Here is an 18,825-nt window from a genome sequence, read left to right on the forward strand (position 1 = left end):
CCAATGGTTTCATTCGCCTTTTATGTCGCTGCTTCTCTATGGGACTCGCGGAACTCCTGCGGTGTCATGCCGGTTGCTTTCTTGAAAAATCGGGTAAAGGAATGCGGCGATTCGTAGCCGACCCGCGCGCCGACCTCATGAACCCGGCGCTCGCCTGAAACAAGCAGCCTCTTGGCTTGGCGAATTCTAGCCTCCTCGATATAATCCGATAAGTTCTGACCGCTTCCCTGCTTGAATAATCGGGACAAATACGCCGGATTGAAGTGAAATCTGGCAGCTAGACGAACGATCGACAGGTCCTCGGCGATATGCTCCTCCACATAGGAGCATATCCCCTCGATCACGGACTTCGCTCGACTACTCTCGCCTGTGCGTCGGAGCGAGAATAGATGATCCGCCGTACGAGCCAAGTACAAGAATGCTTCCTGCCAAGAGACATGCCCTTCGAAACGCATAAGCTCGATTGCGGAAATCCGATCGCCCAGCTGTCTTCGATTGACATAGGATAACAGCATCAGCGAGACGGAATAGTATAGCTCCATCACTTGTATCGCTTCGCATGCCGGGTCGCTCAATACTGACTCTGACAAATCGCTGAGCGACTCCAGGAATTCATCTCTTCGGCCGGCTTCGAGCAGTCCGGCGAGCGGCTCAAGCTTCTCCGCGCGCAGCCCTTCCTGCGACTGCCCCGTCATGTCGAGCGGATTGGCCTGTATAGTCATCACCATGCTGGAGCCATCGCCGGCTCTATGATGCTGCATCTGTCTTAGCCTGTCATAAGCGCTCGGCAACGCTTCCCATGTGAACGGCGTACTGCAGATCGTAAACGCCGTCTCCATGCCCAGCGATTCGAGACAAGCCTCTTGGACAAGCTCCAATGTGCCTTCCAGAAATCGGACAATGCCCTCGAACGGATCCCCGTCACCCGCCGCTCCGCTAGCAGGCTGGAGCATCCAGAGCAAATCGCCATAACGGTCGACGAGCCCGACGCAATTCGTTTTCTCCTGGAAATAAGCATCTCCTAACAGCTTTGCCGCAAGCGCCGCTTCCTGCCGGTCTGCATAGGAGCTGCATGGCGCGGCATGCACCAAGCTTCCGAGGATGAGCAGAATCCGATTCGCCGGCTCCAGCGGAATATTCAGCTTGCGGAAGTCCTCCAGCAAACGTTCCGGCGATCGGTTTTCCGTACCTAACAGCAAATGACGGAAATAATTGCCCTGCGCCAGCGTCTCGAGCGTATTTCGCTGTTCCCTGGCCTGCTGCAGAAGCACCTCGGTACGATGTCCTTCATCCAGCTCGCGGAGCACCTCCTTCACTTCTGCAATGACTTTGGCGTAGCCTTCCGTCTTAAGCAAATATCGTACGCCCCACGCCTGAATGGCCTTATAGACGGAGTCAAAGTCGTTATACCCCGTTAGGAAGATGACTCGGCAACGAGGCCAACCGCGGCGAATGACTTCCAGCAGCTCCAGCCCGTCTAGCTCTGGCATGCGGATATCGGACAGCACGATGTCGATGCGCGTGCTGTTCAACCAGTCGAGAGCCTCCCCGCCGGAATAGGCCTTGCAAATTTCGAGCCCCGGCAGGCCGAGTCCTCCGAATATTTCCGCGAGACCGTCCGTAATAATAGCCTCGTCGTCAACGATCAGCAATCGCCGCATCTGCCGTTCCCTCCTTAATCGGTATCCGGATCGTAGCCCTCAGTCCGCCGTGCTCTCCACGCGAGACGCGGATTCCACTGTCCTCGCCGCAAGTAATGAGCAGCCGGCGGTGTATATTGACAATACCCGTCGATTCCGCGAGCTCCCCCTCGGAGTCGAGCTTGCGCTTGATGCCCGCGAGCACATCGTCGGACAGGCTGTCGCCGTTATCTTCGACAATGATGCACAGCCAAGAGCCGCTTCGTTCGAAGCGGACCTCGATCCTCCCGTTCCTCGCCTTCTTCTCCAAGCTGTGCTCGAATGCATTCTCGATAATCGGCTGCACGATTAGGCGCGGGACGCTCAGCCGCTCGAATGGTTCAGGCAGTTCCTCGAAGTATACTTCGATTCGCTTATAGAAGCGCAGCTCTTGAATCTCGGTATACGTTCTGGCGTGGTGCACCTCTTGCTTCAGCGTGACTTCGTCGGACGCGTTGCGGGTCACGAATTGAAAGTAGTCTCCGAGAAGCGTCGTGAACATCTCAATTCGCTCCGTATCTCCCGTCTTGGCCATCGTGTTCATAATAAAAAAACTGTTATATAAGAAATGGGGATTGATCTGCGACTGAAGCTGCTTCAGCTCGGCGCGCTGCGCAAGCACCTTCTGTCTCCAGACCTGATCGATCAGCGTCCGCAAATTGACGACCATCTGATTGAACCGCTCGTAGATGTAACGGAATTCGTCGTTCGCGTCGTGGGCTATGGCTTGCTCGAGATCGCCGCTCTCCAAGCGGCGGAACCCCTTGACCAGCTTGAGCAAGGGCTTGTGAATGAACTTATACGTGGACAGAGCATATACGGCCATAATGATTAACGCTCCCGCCGCGAAGAGCCATGCCCGAGCGTAGAACTTATCGAGCGGCTTCCGGACGACCCGCTCCGGGATAAACCGATAGATGGACTGGTCAAGCCTATCGGAGTAGGCATGGGAGACGAAGTAGCTCTGCTCCTCGAGCGTAATCGTACCGGAGCTTCCGCTTGCTATGAGAGAGAGCTTATTTTGCGCCTCCTCGTCCAGCGTGCGTACTATACCGCTGCCGATCAGGAAGCCGGAGTGCCTCGCCTTCATGATCGAGCCGCTTCCCGGGTAAGTGTTGAATTGCTGAAGCGCCTGCCTAAGCTTATGGCTGTCGAGCTCGATTTCGATAATGAATAACGGGGTCTTCTCCTTCAAGCCGTTGGGTTTTGCCGCGCTTAAATATAAATTGCCAGCTCTCTCGATAGGTTTCGTCCCCCGGCCGTCGGAGGCGGTACGAAGCGCTTCGAACCGTTCGGCCTCGAAGTCGCCCGCTCCGCTTAGAGACGACAGCGTTTTGCCAATCGGCTTTACGTGAACGCTCACATCCCGAATATAATTACTGCTGTTCTGCAGCGTGAAGGCACGGTTCAGCACCGCCGTGATGCTCTCCATGCGTTCGATGTCGCCCATCGACTCCCAAGTGATGGCCAGCTTGTTCAAGTCGGTATCTTCAAGAAGCCCATATTGAAGCAGCTTCATTCGTTCGATTTCGTTCTCCAGATCGTTCAGATAGAACGATATTTGCGAGACGGCTGTCTTCGAGATATCATTGCTCGCCGTCCGAATGCTCCACTGATAGATAGAAACGCCGACCGTCGCGATCGGCAGCATGATGAGCGCGAACGTGACGACCAGACGCAGGAAAATCGTATTACGCAAAGAATAATCGCGGCGCGTGTTCATCGCAGTATCCTCCGGACTTTTTCTCTCTACTATTCTCTACTATACGCCGTGTTCCTGCGCCGCTACGTTATTAATCTGCTAGCCCTTTACGCTCCCGAGCACGATTCCCTTCACGAAATATTTCTGAAGGAACGGATACGCGGAAAGAATCGGCAGCGAAGCGAGAAAAATCTGCGACGATCTCAGCGTTCGGTCCGATATCTGAGCCAAGCTCATAATATCCTCGCGCGATACTGCCGTGAAGTTCTGTTGAATGACAATCGTCTGGATATAGCTCTGCAACGGATAGTTGGAGGGGTCCCCCATCAGGATCAACCCGTCGAACCAGCTGTTCCAATTCTCGACCATGGAGAACAACGCGAGCGTCGCGATCGCCGGCATGGAGATCGGCACGTAGATTCGCCATAGCGTCGTCCATTGAGTCGCGCCGTCCATGACGGCCGCTTCTTCCAGCTCCCTCGGCACTTCCCGGAAGAAGTTAAGCAGCAGGACAATGCTGAATACCGGAACGGCGCCCGGAAGAACAAGGGCCCAGATCGAATCCAGCAGTCCCAGCTCCTTGATCGTGACGTACCACGGAATAAGGCCCCCGTTGAACAGCATCGTCAAGAAGAATATCCATGCATAGAAGACGCGGAAGCGGAATTGCTTCGATTCCTTGGAGAGCGGGTACGCGACCAATATCGTCAGCAGCAGGTTTAATGGGGTTCCAAGCGCGATTCTTTTCAGCGACGTTAGCATCGACGTCCAGAAGCCCTCGCGGCCCGCAGTGAATTCGTAGGACGCGAGCGTGAAGTCCACCGGCCACAGCTTCACGTAGCCGGCGGCCGCGGCGGTGCTCGAGCTGAACGATACGGCCACGATATGGACAAGCGGCAATATGCAGAGCAACGCGATAATGATGAGGAAGGCGGTATTCAAAGCAGCGAACCAGTCGAATGGCTTACGGGATGACCGGGCTGCCGCAGCCGGTTTAGTCGTCATGGAGGTCCCTCCTAGAAAATTCTGTATCTGGCGATTCGATAAGCGAAGAAATAAGAACCCGCGATCAGCACGAAGGATACGATGGACTTGAAGAAACCGACCGCCGTGGCCACGCCGTACTGAGCATCGAGCAGACCGATCCGGTATACGAACGTATCCAATATATCGCCGCTCTCGTATACTTGCGGGCTATACAGGTTAAATACTTGATCGAACCCGGCGTTCAGCAATTGCCCCAAGCTAAGCACGGAGAGCAGCACGATGACCATCCGCATGCCGGGCAGCGTGATATGCCATGCCTTCTTCCACCGGTTCGCGCCGTCGATCGTGGCCGCTTCGTATAAACCCGGATCGATTCCCGTAATGGCAGCCAAATAAACGATGGTTCCGTACCCGAAATTTTTCCAAATATCCGATGAGACCAACGTGACCGGAAACCAATCATTGTCGCCCAGGAAGAAGACCGGCTTCATGCCGAGCGAGGTTAAAAGTCCGTTGACGATCCCCCCCGACGGAGACAGCAGGTCGATGAGAATGCCGCCGAGTACGACCCATGACAGGAAATAGGGCAGATAGATAGCCGTCTGAATGGAGCGCTTGACCAGCTCGTTCTTCAATTCGTTCAATAGGATCGCGAACACGATCGGCACGATCAATCCGAGCACCAGCTTCATGCTGGCAATCGAAAGCGTGTTCCAGAATACTTGAGCGAAGCTGGGTAAGTCCATCACGTAATTAAAGTTGTCCCAGCCGATCCACTTCTGATCGCCGAACAGTCCCTTCGCGGGTATGAACTTCTGAAAGGCGATCACGATGCCAGCCATGGGAACATACGAGAAAATCGCCACGAACAACAATCCGGGCAAGATCATGAAGTGCAGCGGGAGCTCCCTTCGCCACTTTCCGTTCATTACGTCAATCTCCTCTCCGAAATCCTTCTGCCAAAAAACAAGGGATGAAAACGCCGTAAGCGCCCTCACCCCTGCCAGCCGCTACTTTGTCGTCGCGTACCAATCATTGGCTTCTTGCGTCATTTGATCGCCGCCCAGCTTCTTCCAGTCGTCAACGAATTTGTCGAAGGCATCGATCGGCTCGCCGAGTATGATCTTGACGAATGTCTCGTCCTGCAGCTTCTCGAGCGTCGACTTCCGCTCGACCATCGTCGGCGTCGGAGCAGCAACGAACTTGTCGATCAGGAACTGATTGTTCTTATCGTATTGATCGGTAATGCCCATCGAGCCTTCCGGCCCGTAGATGCGCTCCCACCCCCAGACCGCGAACCCTTCTTCGGAACCGCTGTTGAAGAGGTCGATCTTCTCCTGAATGGTCTTGGCTTCGCCCTTCAGCGTGGAGAAGTCGCCCGCTTTGCGCGCGGCGTCGATTTCGCGATAAGCCGTCACGTTCTTCTTCGGAGGCGCCGGCTGCACCGGCGACAACTGCCATACGCTCTCCGCTTCCGGCGGCGCGTAGTACACGTCGAATTCGGCCGTTTCCCCCCAGTTTTTCTCAAGGTGCAAATTGAACAGCTTGATCACAGCCTCGGGATGCTCGACGCCCTTGCGTACGACAAAAAACTTCGTCGTGCTGAACTTCTGCGGAACCATCGCGGGATCGCCGTTCTCCGATACGATCGGGAATGCCCGCCATTGCGCGTTCGGATCGTTATTCTTGTTTAACTGAAGAGGCCATATGGAATTCCATTGCTCGCCGTACTCCATGCCGACCTTGCCTGCGGTAATATCTTCCGCTACTTTCCCGCCGTCTTTGATGCCGAACTCCTTATCGATTTGACCGCTTTTGAACATGTCCTGCAGAGCCTGAAGCGCTTTCTTGACCTCCGGCTGTATGCTGCCGAACACGAGCTTGCCCGATTCGTCTTCCAGCCATAAATTCGGATAGGCCTTGAAGCCCGCCATAAAACCTTCCAGCCCGTTGGCTCCGCCCCACAAATCCTTCGTCACGCCAAGCCCGAACGTATCCGGCTTGCCGTTGCCGTCCGGGTCTCCATCGGTAAACGCTTTCGATACGGCGAGCACGTCCGCCATCGTCTTCGGCGGCTGCAGGCCGAGCTTGTCGAGCCAGTCCGTGCGGATCCAGATAAACATAGAGCGTTCGATCGAAGGCTCGACTTGCGGAATCGCCATCAGTCTGCCGTCGAACGTAGCCGCGTCGAACGGGCCGCTGCCTTCCTGCGACAGAATGTCCTTCGTGAGCGGAGAGGCGTATTTCTCGTACAGATCCGTCATGTCTTCTATTAAGTCCGACTCGGCAAGCTGCTTCAATTGGACGGCATTCACCGCGAGGAAATCGGGCAGCTCGCCCGATGCGAGAGTGACGTTCATCTTCTGCACATATTGATCGGAATCCGGATTGCCCTTCACGACCCACTCATTCTTGATTTTGATTCCAAGCTGCTCCTCGTAGATGCGGGTCCAGCGGTTGTCCTCGAACGTCTCGCCTTCAAGGACGCCAAGTACGTTGTTCTCCACGACGTCGCTTAAGTTGCGGGCGGTCGTCACCTCGATTGGAGGATCGTACTTCCCAAGAGGGCCGTCCGACGCAGAGCCTTTGCCTTCATTCGTTCCCGCATTGCCGCTGTTCTCTTCTTGACCTGCCGGCGAGTTCACGTTCCCGCCCTCATTACCGCCGGTGCAGGCAGTCAACGCCATTAAACTCGCCACGAGCAGCACCATCGACTTCGCCAATCGTTTTTTGCCGGAACCTCTCATTGTTTCGCCCCCATCGATCCTATTTGAGACAATGCCGCATGCGAATGTCTATGCTTTCATTATAGAAATCAGGCGCTGTGCTCAACAATGTTCATCTCTTTACTTTTTTAACTGAAAACCACCTTTTTGTAAGCGTTTTATATTTTGCGTTTCTTCTTTTATGCGCGACTGTATTTCCGCCTTGGAGTCAAGCCAATCGTTCCCCAACAACCACTCGGTACCTGGAGGCTTGCAGATTGAACATATGAGCGTATTTGCCATTAAGCTTCATCAGTTCATCGTGGGATCCTTGTTCAATAATGGCGCCATTCTCCATCATATAGATTCGGTCCACCATCTTGGTGGTGGAGAGCCGATGGGAGATGAAGATAATCGGCCGGTCTTCCGCCTCCTCGAGCATAACCCGATTCAAATGATATTCGCTCATCGGATCCAGGGCGCTGGAAGGCTCATCTAATAGAATGAGAAGGGTAGGCTTGGCGAATACCCGAGAGATTGCCACCTTCTGCGCTTCACCGCCCGATAGCTCAATGCCCGACTCGTCGAACTCCCGGGTAACTGCGGTATCCTCCCCCAGGCGCAAGCTCATCAGCTTATCGCCAAAACCGCTTTTCTTAAGCGCTTCCCTTACATTGCCGGCGTCTCCTGAGGCCCGTTTATCCATGACGACATTCTCGGATAATGTAGCCGCGAACAATTGATGATCTTGGAACACGGAGCTGAACTTCATACGATAATCATCTATCTTGAACTGGTTAATGGGAGTTCCGTTAAGTCGAATTTCACCCTCGCTCGCGTCATATAGACGCATAATCAGCTTCGTCAATGTGGTTTTTCCCGCACCGTTATAGCCAACGATCGCAATTTTTTCTCCCGGACGAATACTCAAGTCAACATCATGAAGAATTCGCGGACCGGTTGTCCCGTATTGGAAGGATACACGGCTCAGCTTCAGCTCGTCGAAGCGATCGGGCATCTCTGCCGCATCGGCGGCTTCTTTCAGCGCATTCTCTTGTTCCAGAAAGCTTCTTAGCTTCTCGATATACAAGCTGTTCTCTTGCATCTCGCTGATAAGCGCCGTCAAATATTGCATATTACCTTTGAGGCGCCATGATGAATTGAGCAGCGTTATTGCGCTGCCATAACTTAGCGTTCCTTTCACTAATGTCATAAAGACGATATAGATGACATACAACCCGCCTAATATCAACTCATTAAAGAAATAGTCCGATGAAAAGTTTAGCCAAAACTGTTTTTTTGAATGCTTTCGAACGATCCCCTGCATGTCTTGATTGATAATTGAGAAATCTTTGAAGAACCGCTCCTTAATGGAATACAGACGCATCTCCTTGGCGTAATCGGCTAAGTAGAACAGTCGTTTCAAATAGATTCGCTTACGATCCTTTTCATTAAGCTCTACTTTCATCTTGTATCTGATCTTATTGGCCATCATGCTTACGAGCAAAGTCGAAAGGAAGGAGACAAGAACAAATAACAGACCGATTTGATCCACGAATAAGAAAAAGCTGACGGAAGTTACGATTACGGTGAAGGCCCTGCATATTTTTTGGATATTGTTTATCGTTGCGTCGATTCGTTGATGCGCATCATTCGCGCTCCATACGTAATCGTTGTAATAGGCGGGATCGTCATAATTGGCCAAATCCGTCTTTATCGCTTTCTCGTATAGCTCCATTCTGATCTGACGATAAAGCAACTCCTTTCCCTTCGGCTCGACGCTCTGAAAATAGATGCTGTCCAGAATAAAACACATGGCGATAAACAAGACCATAAGTCCAATATAGAAAGCCACCGTCGTGAAGGAAGCTCCGTATTGCACGCTGTCGAATACAAACTTAATAAGAATGAAGTGCTCCAAAAAAATCTCGATTTCCTGCAAACACGCATATAGGCATGCAAAGATGATGTATTTGCGGGAATATCGCAGGCCGTATTTCAAAATAAACCAGTTGTTTTGAAGGACCCTCGTAAAGCTATGTTTGCTGGACTTCATATGGCTTCACCGCCTCCGACAATTCCTCTTGATCCACATACTTTTCAGCCTGCTTAAGAAACAGCTCCGCATATTTCCCTTTCGATTGCATCAATTCCTGATGGGAGCCCGCTTCGCGAATCATGCCATCCTCCATATAATAAATCCGATCGGCCAGCATTGCCGATGACATCCGATGTGAGATAATGACGACCGCCTTATCCTTGCATGCCTCGAGCATGCTTTCGAATATTTCGTATTCGGCGATCGGATCTAATGCGCTGGTAGGTTCATCGAGAATAAGAATTTCCGCCGGCCGGGCAAACATCCGCGCAATCGCGATCTTCTGATATTCGCCGCCTGAGAGCACGACCCCCTCATCGTCGAACTCTTTCGTTAGGATCGTATCGATTCCATTAGGCAAGGCCGCCACCTTATCATAAACTTTGCTTTTCTTCAGCGATTCAATGACGAGCTGGCGGTCTGCGTCATTCTCCACCTCGCGCATCAGCACATTTTCCGCAATCGTCATGGAGAAGATTTTGAAGTCCTGGAATACGGTTCCGAATAAGGAACGATAGGACGCAAGATCAAATGCTTTGATATTGCGGCCATTCAGCACGATTTCTCCCTTAGTAGGATCGTATAACCGCATCATGAGCTTGATTAATGTTGATTTACCCGCTCCATTGTGACCGACCAATGCAATTTTTTCATTTTTATGGACTTCTAACGTTATGTCTTGAAGAGAAGCCGTCTTCGCCCCGTCATAAGTAAAGTGAAGCTGCCGAAATGCGATGTGCTGCAGCGGCGGCGTGCACGGCCTATCGGATGCGGCATTCTCTTCGATCTCCGAATCGTAGCTTAAAAACCCTTTGAGGTTTTCAATGTAGATGCCATTCTTGTTGACCTCGACAATGCTGTCCGACAATCGAATGAGCGCCCATGCGCCGCTTACCATAGCCGTCCCGAGCACGATAAAAGAACTGATCGGAATGGACTGTTTAACCATGGCAAGATAAGCACCATACAGGAGGACACCCTGGAATATTAGCGTAAAAGTCAAAAACAACTTAAAAAAACTAATGACGCCGGCTCTCACCCGATACTTATGAATAACGGAAACGACGCCTTCATAGCCTTCCTTGTAAGTGTCCCTCAACACAGAAAAAATTCGCGACAACCGAATTTCCTTGGCATAGTTGGAGAGGTAGATGACCCGGTTCACGTAATCCATTTTCCTGCGGTAGGGTATCGATTCTTCATTCTGGTGAAACTGCAGCCCGTTAAGCTTCTTCCCGAAATAAAAATTCCCAATAATCGGAAGAAATGCAAACAATAAAACCCATGGATCAATGGAATACATCACGGTAAATATACTGATGGCCGCGAGCGAGGAGAAAATAATTCTGGAGAGGTTGTCAAGAACGGCACTTATTCTTTGGTCGGCTTCTTGAATAGCCTTTGTATATTTGTTATAAAACTCATGATCCTCAAAGCATTTCAATTCAACGGACGCAGCCTTTCGGAACAAAAGCAGATACAACTTCTCATATAGCCTGATGTCGCTTAATGGCCTGAAACGATGCATATACCAATTGTCCAATAGACTTAATGCGAGCAGCATCGCCAGGGTCATGATGATAAAATAAAGAATTTGCTGAAAGTCCCTCTGGTTCGAGATGGACTCGATCAAATATTTCATGAAATAAACGGCAAAAAATACATTCGAAAACTGCCGGCCGGCTTGAATGACAAAATCGGCAATCACCCTCTGCGGATGCATGCTCCACGCCAATCGGAACACAAAAAAGTTGTTGGCGATGTTGGCTGTGGCATTGCGATAAATGTCGCGCACCTTCCCCAATGTTATTCCTTCCTCTCTAAAGAGCATTCATATTAAGTATTTCAAAATGTACTATAGGTAAAATTGGAAAACAACCCTGCAAATTCTAGTTAAAGATCAGCATATAGGCACGATTTAAGGCCATCCGTAATGGATGGCCTTTCATGAAGTCCGAAACCTTTTGTCACAATCGTTGCAGCAAAATTTGTCTATGATCAACTGAAAGCTTCAATAAGGGGAACTGCACGCGTTCAATCTGCCCCCTTACTCTTCTGAACTCTTCCCATGCCATATCAAACAGCTCTTTATTAATGACACCGCTTCTGAACGCATCTTCCAGTTCGCCTGAGTCCTTTTCAACCAGCTCGCCAGTTGGCAGAACAATGAGATCCAAATAAAGATCGTCCATCCATGGTATCTGATTGTCGTCAACTCCATTTTGGGCGGAAATATCGATATACCATTGAATGATACGTCCTTGCGAGTCGAACATGGTAGTTACCGAATGGTTGCAATTGTAAGGAAATTGTTGAAGCCACTGATAGCCATCGTCGGCAATGCAGATTTTCTCTCCGTGATATTCAACGTAAAGCGGATTCTCAACCTTGTGAATCTTAAGTAAGGTAATATAGCCTGTGAAGTTACTTGATTCAACGAAAGCTTGAGCGTATTCTCGATTTAACACACGCTTCCAGTCCGCCCTGTTTCCGAACTTTCTTTTCAGCACACCTGCCCACTCCCTTCCTTTTTCCATTCATCCCGGGAATGATAGCACAATATATTAATTATCCGATTAGGGTCTGCCTACCGTCACATTCATCGTACCCATCTTGTTAATCGATTGATGAATAATGGCTAACAGCCGTACCGCTAGATCCGCTTTGAAGTTTAGCCTGTATCCACCGCGTACCCGATCTACAAAACCGAGCTCTATGCATTCCGTAAGGACTTCTTCCAAGTTTTCGATAATTGGCAGGAGAGATCGCAACTTTTCTTCATCTACCGCATAGTCCGGCTTCAAATCATCCATATCGCGCAATAGGGCTAACAAGACCGAACGAATTTCATCGGGCAGAAGGGTTAGCGGGAATTCCGCTTCCTCCCCTAACGTGTCAATCGCCTCCTGTAGAAATGTCGTCGTGACGATGCAGACCAAGCGATCCTTCGCCCAGAGACCGATTCCGGTCGGCCCCAGTTGGATGTGGACGAGAGAGGGATGACCTTCAGATCTTATTGGAGACGCTGGCGTTTCTGTAGCAGTTATAATCTCGCCAAGAAACGCGATTTTTTGTTCTGCCGTCATCGTAGCAATTGTTTCGCGGATTTGGGGCAGCAGCGACTCGAGTCCCCCTCCCCGCCCTACTAGATAGTCCGTCGTACAATCAAAAACTCCCGCCAGCTCTACGATGAGCGGCAGATCGGGCATGGAGTCCCCGTTTTCCCATTTCGACACGGCCTGGGCAGAAACGGATACGCGTTTCCCTAGCTCCTCCTGCGTCATGCCGCGGGATTTCCGCAGCTGTGCTATTTTCACTCCGATGTCGCTTAATGCTGCCATTGGAAGAAAACCTCCTCTACTTGTTATAGCTCTACAATACCGGGTTTTCTTCTTGACGAGTATCGAGGCGAAGGAGAGCCTTCAACTGCTGGTTGAAAGATTCATTATACGGTTGAATTTCGTCTCTCTTCCGGAATTAGACTTTGCTTCTTTCTGGTTCTTATAGATGTTTGACGAACGCGACGCGAACGACTCCATCCCAAATCGGACCTCGCCACACCTCATTGTATTCCAGCTTTTGATTCATTTGGATCACGGCGATATTCGCAGCCTCCGTATAGGAGTAGATAACAGGAACTCCCCTTCTCTTCGCTTCCTGCTCTAGCCTGCGCTTCAACAAAGTCGCTATGCCGCGCTTCCGGTAATTGCGATCTACCCACAATCGGAATACTTCGACCAGCTGTCCTTGGTCGGGAAACAAGCTCCGGTCGATCTGGCGCAAAATGCTATATTCGGGAACGAGATCACGGTTCCTTATGCGAAACATCATTAGCCCGATCGGATGATGAGAGAAGGGGGCATCGCAGAGAAAGGCACCTTTCTCCGCGGACGCGAGAAAAGATGCCATGGATTTCCGATGCTCATCTAATTCCTCGGCCGATTTGTTGCCGGCCATTGACGCAGTAGTCCCTTCATCTTCCAGATCGATCCGTATGATAAAGGGCAGATCTTCAACATTCGCTTGTCGAATAGGGAACATGTCCTAAGCCTCCTCCGCAAGCTTACTCCGCGGCTTCATAATCGAACCAGTCGAAATGCGCCGGCGTCTCCGACCTCGAGCCATTCCCCGTCGCATACATGGCGATCATGACGCCCGTGAAGCCGCCCGCCACTTCGGTAGAGAGCAGCGAAGTTTCGCCATATCCGAACCAAAACGGAACCTCGAGCGCCGCGCTTGAGATGCCGAACGCGTAACGCCCCTTGTCCGCCAGAACCGTCAGAATGACGGAATCGCCGGACCATGGCGCTTCGTTCTCCACCTTCCACAGCGAACCGATTCTTCTGCGGAAGATGATCTTCCTCTCGCCCGCGATTCTCGTGACCGCGATATCGTAATGGAACCGTTCATTCATGTAGACGGTCAGTCCCGCTTCCTCGCCGTCCCTCTGCGGGGCAAACGTGAGATGCGCGGATGCCGAGCAATCGAAGTGCTGCTGCCTCCGTCCGACGAATGCAGGCGCGCCGACCTCGTTCAAGGTGCCGGCCGATCCGCGAAGCGTCAAGCTGCCTGCCCTCTCCGACAAGGACCACTTCTCCGCGTCCGATGAACGCATGAAGCTCCAGCAGGGAGCAAGCGTCGAACCGTCGAAATCGTCGCGCACCGGGATAACGCCCCCCTCCTGAAGAGGAAGCTTGCCCGCGGACATCGTCTCGCTTACCGTGCCGTTATCGCCGATGATCGGCCAGCCGTCCTCCGTCCAGGTAACCGGAGCGAGGAACGTCTCCCGGCCGAGATGATGTCGCTTCGGATAGCCATGCGGTCTGATCGCCAGGAATACGGCCCACCAGTCGCCGTCCGGCGTCTGCACGAGATCCGCGTGTCCCGTCGCATGAATCTCCTTTAGCAGGCTGCGATGCGTCAAAATTGGATTAAGCGGACAAGGCTCGAACGGACCTTCCGGACGTTCGCTCCTGGCGATCGTCTCCATATGGCCGTATTCGGTGCCGCCCTCCGCGATCATCAAGTAATACCAGCTTCCGATCCGATAGATATGAGGAGCCTCCGGATATTGTCCGCCGGTGCCCGTCCACAGGAACGCGGGCTCGGACAGTCTCTTGCCCGTATTGATATCGATCCTGCTCTGATAAATACCCTGGCCTTGGTCGCCGTGCGCGGACGAAGTAAAATACACCGTTCCGTCCTCGTCGAAGAATAGATCGGGGTCGATGCCGGGATGATCGACGAAGATCGGATCGGACCACGATCCCCGCGGATCATCCGTATGTACGAAGAAGTTGCCGCCGGCCGAGATGTTCGTCGTCACCATGTAGAACGTTCCGTTACGCTCGCGGATCGTCGGCGCGAAGATGCCGCCCGAGCTCGGCGCGCGGCTCAAATCGAGCTGCTCCGGACGGGTCAGCACATGCCCGAGCTGCGTCCAATTCACAAGATCCTTGCTGTGGAAGAGCGGCACGCCGGGATAATATTCGAACGAGCTTGTCACGAGATAATAGTCCTCCCCATACCGGCAGACGCTCGGGTCGGGATGAAAGCCGCTTATAACGGGATTGCGATAATTCATGTTCATTCCTGCTCCTTTTCGCTGTTCATTCTATACAATTTCTTCGAGCTGCTTCCGGCTATGCGGATCGAGCGCCTGCCAATCGGCAATCTCGCAGCGCTTGCCGTTCATATCGGTCAATATAATCCGGCTGCCGCCGGGATATTGAATATGCTCGTGAAGATTCCTCATCGCCATTCGAGTCGGGCCGAGATGAGTCTGCAGCTCCCACAGCCATAACCCCGATTTGCTTTTAACGCTGTCGACGCGCGTCACCTTCGGCAGGAAGTAACGAAGCTGCAATTCCCCCGCAAGCTCGGCCGCGCTCTCCGGGTCGAGCTCGCCGATGTCCCGGACGATGCCAAGCTCGACATCCTTGGCATCGCGGATCGAGATATAAGCCGTTTCGTATTGAAACGGGAAGCAGCGGTACACAATAAGCTCTTCATAATGCTTGCCGCTCACGACGCCTTGAAGCACGCCGCCTTCGCTTCGCGTGAGCGAGATTTCGGATTTCTCTAGCAGGCGGATATCGAACCGCTCCTCCATTACACGCCCACTCCCCTTATTTGCGACATTTCCTGCTGTGCGTCCACGAGCTTGCGGTAGACGCCATCCTGCTTCTCGAGCAGCTGCTCATGCGTGCCGACCTCGACGATCTTGCCGCGGTCAAGCACGACCAGACGATTGGCATTCCGAAGCGTCGACAGGCGATGGGCAATGGCGAAGGTCGTTCTGCCCTGCACCAGTCTCGAGATCGCTTCCTGAATCTGTCGCTCGGTCTCCGTATCGACGGACGCGGTCGCTTCGTCCAGGATGAGAATACGAGGATCGTGGATGATGGCCCGCGCAATCGCCACGCGCTGCTTCTCGCCGCCCGACAGCTTATGTCCCCGCTCCCCGACTCTCGTATCGTAGCCATCCGGGAGCCTGACGATGAAATCATGCGCGTTCGCGATCTTCGCTGCGCGCATAATTTCCTCCGGATTCGCGTCGGGCTTGGAATACGCGATATTATCAGCGATCGAGCCATCGAATAGGAACGTCTCCTGAAGCACGACGCCGATCTGCCGCCTAAGCTCGAGCTGGCTGATCTGCCGGATCGGCACTCCATCTATTAGGATGCTGCCTTCGTCCGTATCGTAGAATCGGCAGAGCAGATTAATGAACGTCGACTTGCCCGCGCCGGAATGACCGACAAGTCCGATCATCTCTCCGGCTTGCACACGAAGATTCACGTCCTTGAGCACAGGATGATGCTTCTCGTAGCCGTACGTCACGTTCTCGAAATCGACACGGCCCTTGATCATGCCAACCGCCGCCGGACGTTCGGCGTCGGGCACCTCGGAGGGCGTATCCATGATTTCGAATATCCGATGGGCCGCCGCGATTGCGTTGCTCGCCCAGTTAATCATCTGGCTGACCCACTGCAGCGGTCCGAACAGCATGCCTAGATAGGCAACCAGCGCCATAAGCACCCCGAGCTGGATTTCATTGCCTAGCACTTTGCCGCCGCCGTAATACCAGATGAGCAGCGTTCCGATACCGGCAATAAGCTGGAACGCCGGGAAGATGAACTGCCAGAGACCTTCCGTCTTAATGTTATTCCGCACGACTTCCAGGTTGGCTCCGTCGTAACGGGACATCTCTTCGTTCTCTCGTCCGAAAGCCTTCACCACGCGAATGCCCTGCATCGATTCGCCGACCATCGTGTTCAGCCGGAAGATCGACCGCCACTGCTGATACAAGCGTCGTCCGACCTTCGGCCAGATCGTCACGGAAGCGATAACCATGAACGGTACGGGCAGCAGCGCGAGCAGGGACAGCTGCCAGTCCAGACTGAAGATGATCGCGCAGATCGCGATGATGCGCAGCAGCTCTCCGGTCACATAGATGACGCCGTCCGTCAGGAACTGGCGCATCGATTCGGCGTCGCTGTTGACGCGTCCAATGAATTGGGACGTCTGCCGCCTGTCGAAGTAAGCGAGCGACAGCCTCATGAGCGAGCCATATATATCGCTCCGAATGTCACCCATCAGCTTGGAGCCGACCCAGATGCCGATGTATCCCCGCACGGTCTGCATGACCGCCATCAGAACGGTCGTTACGCCGAGCGCCAGCACGAAGACGAGCAAAGCGGAGCCTGCCGCCTTCGGCTGCAGGACGTCGTCGATGATAAGCTTCGTCAAGTATGGAGGCACCAGTTCGATAAGCGTTGTCAGAATGAGCAGGAATGCCGCGGTTGCCATCTGGCGTTTGTATGGTCTGGCATAACGCAGCACCCTCGCGGCCGCCTTGCCCTTGTTCATACAGAACTGGCATACCTGCGTCCCTTCGCCAAGCGGATGCTCGCAGGTCGGACAGTACCTTGGGAGGTCCCGTTCCGAGATGACCGGCAGCGCTTCCTCTTTCGCAAGGGCTTCGATGAACTTTGCCGCGAACCCGAACATGGACGCAAGCGCGGCCGTATAGCGGGCCGCCACAATCGGTCCCTTGGAGGTATCGATGATCAGCTTGCCTCCGCCGATTCCTCCCGAGATTCTCGCTCCGCGCAGCTCGCGTACGGCCCATGTCTTCTTCGGCTTATCGTCCCGCTCCCAGATGTAGATCGTATCTTCCGTTACGACGATCCATTGCTCCCCGAAGCTGCCGTCCAGCAGCAGATCCGTCCGGCAGCTGAGCAGCAGCTTGGACGTTAGTTGCTTCCGGAATTTCTCCGGGAGCTGATCCATTATGCTCATGGGTTCCTCCTCGTCATTCTGATTTCTCCGGCGATCCGATCACGGACCAGAACGCCGGCTTCGCCTGATATTGCCTGTCGAACAGGAGCGGCGCGTTGGTGCGCTTCACCGGAAAGCCGTCCAGCCAGGAATGATCGTCCGCGATGCCCCAGAAGACAACGCCGCTCAGGATATCCTTATTGTCCCGGAAAGCCTGGAACAGCTCGCCGTACCGGTCCGCCTGCTTCGCCAGAATGTCCTCCGGAATATCCGCGCCGTAGTCCCTCCGGTCATTCCAGGCATAAATGCTCATATCGAGCTCGGTCACGAGGTTATCGAGGCCCAGCTCCGCGAACTTGCGCATAGACGCGACGATATTGGCGACAGAGGGGCCGTGTATGTCGATGTGCGTCTGATGCCCGACGCCGTCGATAGGTACGCCCTCGTCCAGCAGCTTCTTCACAAGCTCATACAGCAGGTCGCGCTTGCGCGGATCGTCCGTGCCATAGTCGTTGATATAGAGCTTCATGTCCGGTCCGCCCGCCTCGCGCGCGGCCCGGAAGGCCGTCGCGATGTAATCGGTTCCCGTGATCTTGTACCAATCGCTGGCCCGCATCCCGTCCGGATCGGCCGGCTCGATCACCTCGTTCACGACATCCCAGGATGTAATGTCGTCCTTATATTTGTCTACGATCGTCCGAACATGGTTATCGAGCCTCTCCAGCAGCAGCCTCTTGTTCGCTTCGCGCTTCGCCGCATCGGTCTCGTCCGCCATCGGTTTCCCTTCCGCATCCTTGAAGAACCAAGCGCCTACCTGCGTATGCCACACCAGCGTATGGAAGCGAACCTCCATGCCGTTCTCCTTCGCGAAGGCGACGATCCGGTCCGCGTTCGTCCAGTTGAACGTCCCCTCCATAGGCTGGATCGCATCCGGCTTCATCACGTTCTCTGCAACGAGCAGGTTGACATGCTTCTTCAGCAGCTCTGCCTTCAGGCCTTCCGTCTGGAATGGCTCGATAGCCGCCCCGATCGGGAAGCTGTCCGCGAACGTCTCCGCCAGCGATGGAATATCCGCCTGTACCGACGGCTCCGCGGGAGTCGGGACCGGCGAAGGCGTGGCCGATGCTTCGGCTGAAGGTTTCTCGGAAGTCTCGGACGAAGGCTCTGCTGACGGCGATGCAATCACCTCCGATTCAGCAGTTCTGCCCGAATTGGAACAACCCGTTAACAAGATCACAAGAAAAATGAATGCGAAAGTCATAATGGCAAATTCGGCTCTTACGGATTTCTTTCTCTGTCTAGTCATGCTTATCCCCTGCTTCCGGATTTTATTTCCTCCCTTCGTGCAACAGAAGAAGCGCCTTGCCGATA

General features: G+C 53.3%; 14 protein-coding genes. All 14 read right to left on the reverse strand.

What is annotated here, in order from left to right:
• Positions 1–20: 20 nt before the first annotated feature.
• A complete protein-coding gene (locus NQZ67_RS23300) occupies positions 21–1,661 on the reverse strand; it encodes a response regulator transcription factor (protein ID WP_257450668.1) in 1,641 nt (546 codons plus the stop codon).
• The gene (locus NQZ67_RS23305) at positions 1,639–3,402 is read right to left on the reverse strand and encodes a sensor histidine kinase (RefSeq protein WP_257450670.1); all 1,764 of its coding nucleotides are present in this window, start codon (positions 3,400–3,402) and stop codon (positions 1,639–1,641) included. The genes NQZ67_RS23300 and NQZ67_RS23305 overlap by 23 nt, the downstream gene beginning before the upstream one ends.
• Before the next feature lie 78 nt (positions 3,403–3,480).
• Complete coding sequence (locus NQZ67_RS23310; RefSeq protein ID WP_257450672.1) at positions 3,481–4,386, reverse strand: carbohydrate ABC transporter permease; 906 nt, start codon at positions 4,384–4,386, stop codon at positions 3,481–3,483.
• 11 nt (positions 4,387–4,397) lie between these two features.
• Positions 4,398–5,297 (reverse strand): ABC transporter permease, encoded by a 900-nt coding sequence (locus tag NQZ67_RS23315; RefSeq protein ID WP_257450674.1) that lies wholly within the window; start codon positions 5,295–5,297, stop codon positions 4,398–4,400.
• Between the two features lie 81 nt (positions 5,298–5,378).
• Positions 5,379–7,079 carry an extracellular solute-binding protein gene (locus NQZ67_RS23320; protein ID WP_371825352.1) on the reverse strand — a complete coding sequence of 567 codons (1,701 nt, stop codon included), beginning with the start codon at positions 7,077–7,079 and terminating at the stop codon, positions 5,379–5,381.
• Between the two features lie 223 nt (positions 7,080–7,302).
• A complete protein-coding gene (locus NQZ67_RS23325) occupies positions 7,303–9,129 on the reverse strand; it encodes an ABC transporter ATP-binding protein (protein ID WP_257450680.1) in 1,827 nt (608 codons plus the stop codon).
• Positions 9,110–10,966 carry an ABC transporter ATP-binding protein gene (locus NQZ67_RS23330; protein WP_257450776.1) on the reverse strand — a complete coding sequence of 619 codons (1,857 nt, stop codon included), beginning with the start codon at positions 10,964–10,966 and terminating at the stop codon, positions 9,110–9,112. The genes NQZ67_RS23325 and NQZ67_RS23330 overlap by 20 nt, the downstream gene beginning before the upstream one ends.
• A 172-nt stretch (positions 10,967–11,138) precedes the next feature.
• On the reverse strand, positions 11,139–11,681 hold the full coding sequence (locus NQZ67_RS23335) for a ribonuclease FAU-1 family protein (RefSeq protein ID WP_257450681.1): 543 nt from the start codon (positions 11,679–11,681) through the stop codon (positions 11,139–11,141).
• A 66-nt stretch (positions 11,682–11,747) separates the two neighbouring features.
• Positions 11,748–12,512, reverse strand: coding sequence for a helix-turn-helix domain-containing protein (locus tag NQZ67_RS23340; RefSeq protein WP_257450683.1), 765 nt, complete (start codon positions 12,510–12,512; stop codon positions 11,748–11,750).
• A 160-nt stretch (positions 12,513–12,672) separates the two neighbouring features.
• Complete coding sequence (locus NQZ67_RS23345; protein WP_257450685.1) at positions 12,673–13,212, reverse strand: GNAT family N-acetyltransferase; 540 nt, start codon at positions 13,210–13,212, stop codon at positions 12,673–12,675.
• A gap of 22 nt (positions 13,213–13,234) precedes the next feature.
• Entirely contained in the window at positions 13,235–14,755 is a 1,521-nt protein-coding gene (locus NQZ67_RS23350; RefSeq protein ID WP_257450687.1) for a glycoside hydrolase family 43 protein, read from the reverse strand.
• Between the two features lie 30 nt (positions 14,756–14,785).
• Positions 14,786–15,283 carry a DUF1854 domain-containing protein gene (locus NQZ67_RS23355; protein ID WP_257450689.1) on the reverse strand — a complete coding sequence of 166 codons (498 nt, stop codon included), beginning with the start codon at positions 15,281–15,283 and terminating at the stop codon, positions 14,786–14,788.
• Positions 15,283–17,475, reverse strand: coding sequence for an ABC transporter ATP-binding protein (locus NQZ67_RS23360; protein WP_257450690.1), 2,193 nt, complete (start codon positions 17,473–17,475; stop codon positions 15,283–15,285). The genes NQZ67_RS23355 and NQZ67_RS23360 overlap by 1 nt, the downstream gene beginning before the upstream one ends.
• Before the next feature lie 13 nt (positions 17,476–17,488).
• The gene (locus NQZ67_RS23365; protein WP_257450693.1) at positions 17,489–18,760 is read right to left on the reverse strand and encodes an endo-1,4-beta-xylanase; all 1,272 of its coding nucleotides are present in this window, start codon (positions 18,758–18,760) and stop codon (positions 17,489–17,491) included.
• Positions 18,761–18,825 lie beyond the last annotated feature (65 nt).

Source organism: Paenibacillus soyae, assembly GCF_024623455.1.
Classification (GTDB): domain Bacteria; phylum Bacillota; class Bacilli; order Paenibacillales; family Paenibacillaceae; genus Pristimantibacillus; species Pristimantibacillus soyae.

Excerpts from the sequence above, each read along its gene's own strand:
- NQZ67_RS23310 (WP_257450672.1), bottom strand. The coding sequence starts at position 4,386 with ATGACGACTAAACCGGCTGCGGCAGCCCGGTCATCCCGTAAGCCATTC.
- NQZ67_RS23360 (WP_257450690.1), bottom strand. The coding sequence starts at position 17,475 with ATGAGCATAATGGATCAGCTCCCGGAGAAATTCCGGAAGCAACTAACG.
- NQZ67_RS23305 (WP_257450670.1), bottom strand. The coding sequence starts at position 3,402 with ATGAACACGCGCCGCGATTATTCTTTGCGTAATACGATTTTCCTGCGT.
- NQZ67_RS23315 (WP_257450674.1), bottom strand. The coding sequence starts at position 5,297 with ATGAACGGAAAGTGGCGAAGGGAGCTCCCGCTGCACTTCATGATCTTG.
- NQZ67_RS23350 (WP_257450687.1), bottom strand. The coding sequence starts at position 14,755 with ATGAATTATCGCAATCCCGTTATAAGCGGCTTTCATCCCGACCCGAGC.
- NQZ67_RS23340 (WP_257450683.1), bottom strand. The coding sequence starts at position 12,512 with ATGGCAGCATTAAGCGACATCGGAGTGAAAATAGCACAGCTGCGGAAA.
- NQZ67_RS23300 (WP_257450668.1), bottom strand. The coding sequence starts at position 1,661 with ATGCGGCGATTGCTGATCGTTGACGACGAGGCTATTATTACGGACGGT.
- NQZ67_RS23345 (WP_257450685.1), bottom strand. The coding sequence starts at position 13,212 with ATGTTCCCTATTCGACAAGCGAATGTTGAAGATCTGCCCTTTATCATA.
- NQZ67_RS23365 (WP_257450693.1), bottom strand. The coding sequence starts at position 18,760 with ATGACTAGACAGAGAAAGAAATCCGTAAGAGCCGAATTTGCCATTATG.
- NQZ67_RS23325 (WP_257450680.1), bottom strand. The coding sequence starts at position 9,129 with ATGAAGTCCAGCAAACATAGCTTTACGAGGGTCCTTCAAAACAACTGG.
- NQZ67_RS23355 (WP_257450689.1), bottom strand. The coding sequence starts at position 15,283 with ATGGAGGAGCGGTTCGATATCCGCCTGCTAGAGAAATCCGAAATCTCG.
- NQZ67_RS23320 (WP_371825352.1), bottom strand. The coding sequence starts at position 7,079 with ATGGTGCTGCTCGTGGCGAGTTTAATGGCGTTGACTGCCTGCACCGGC.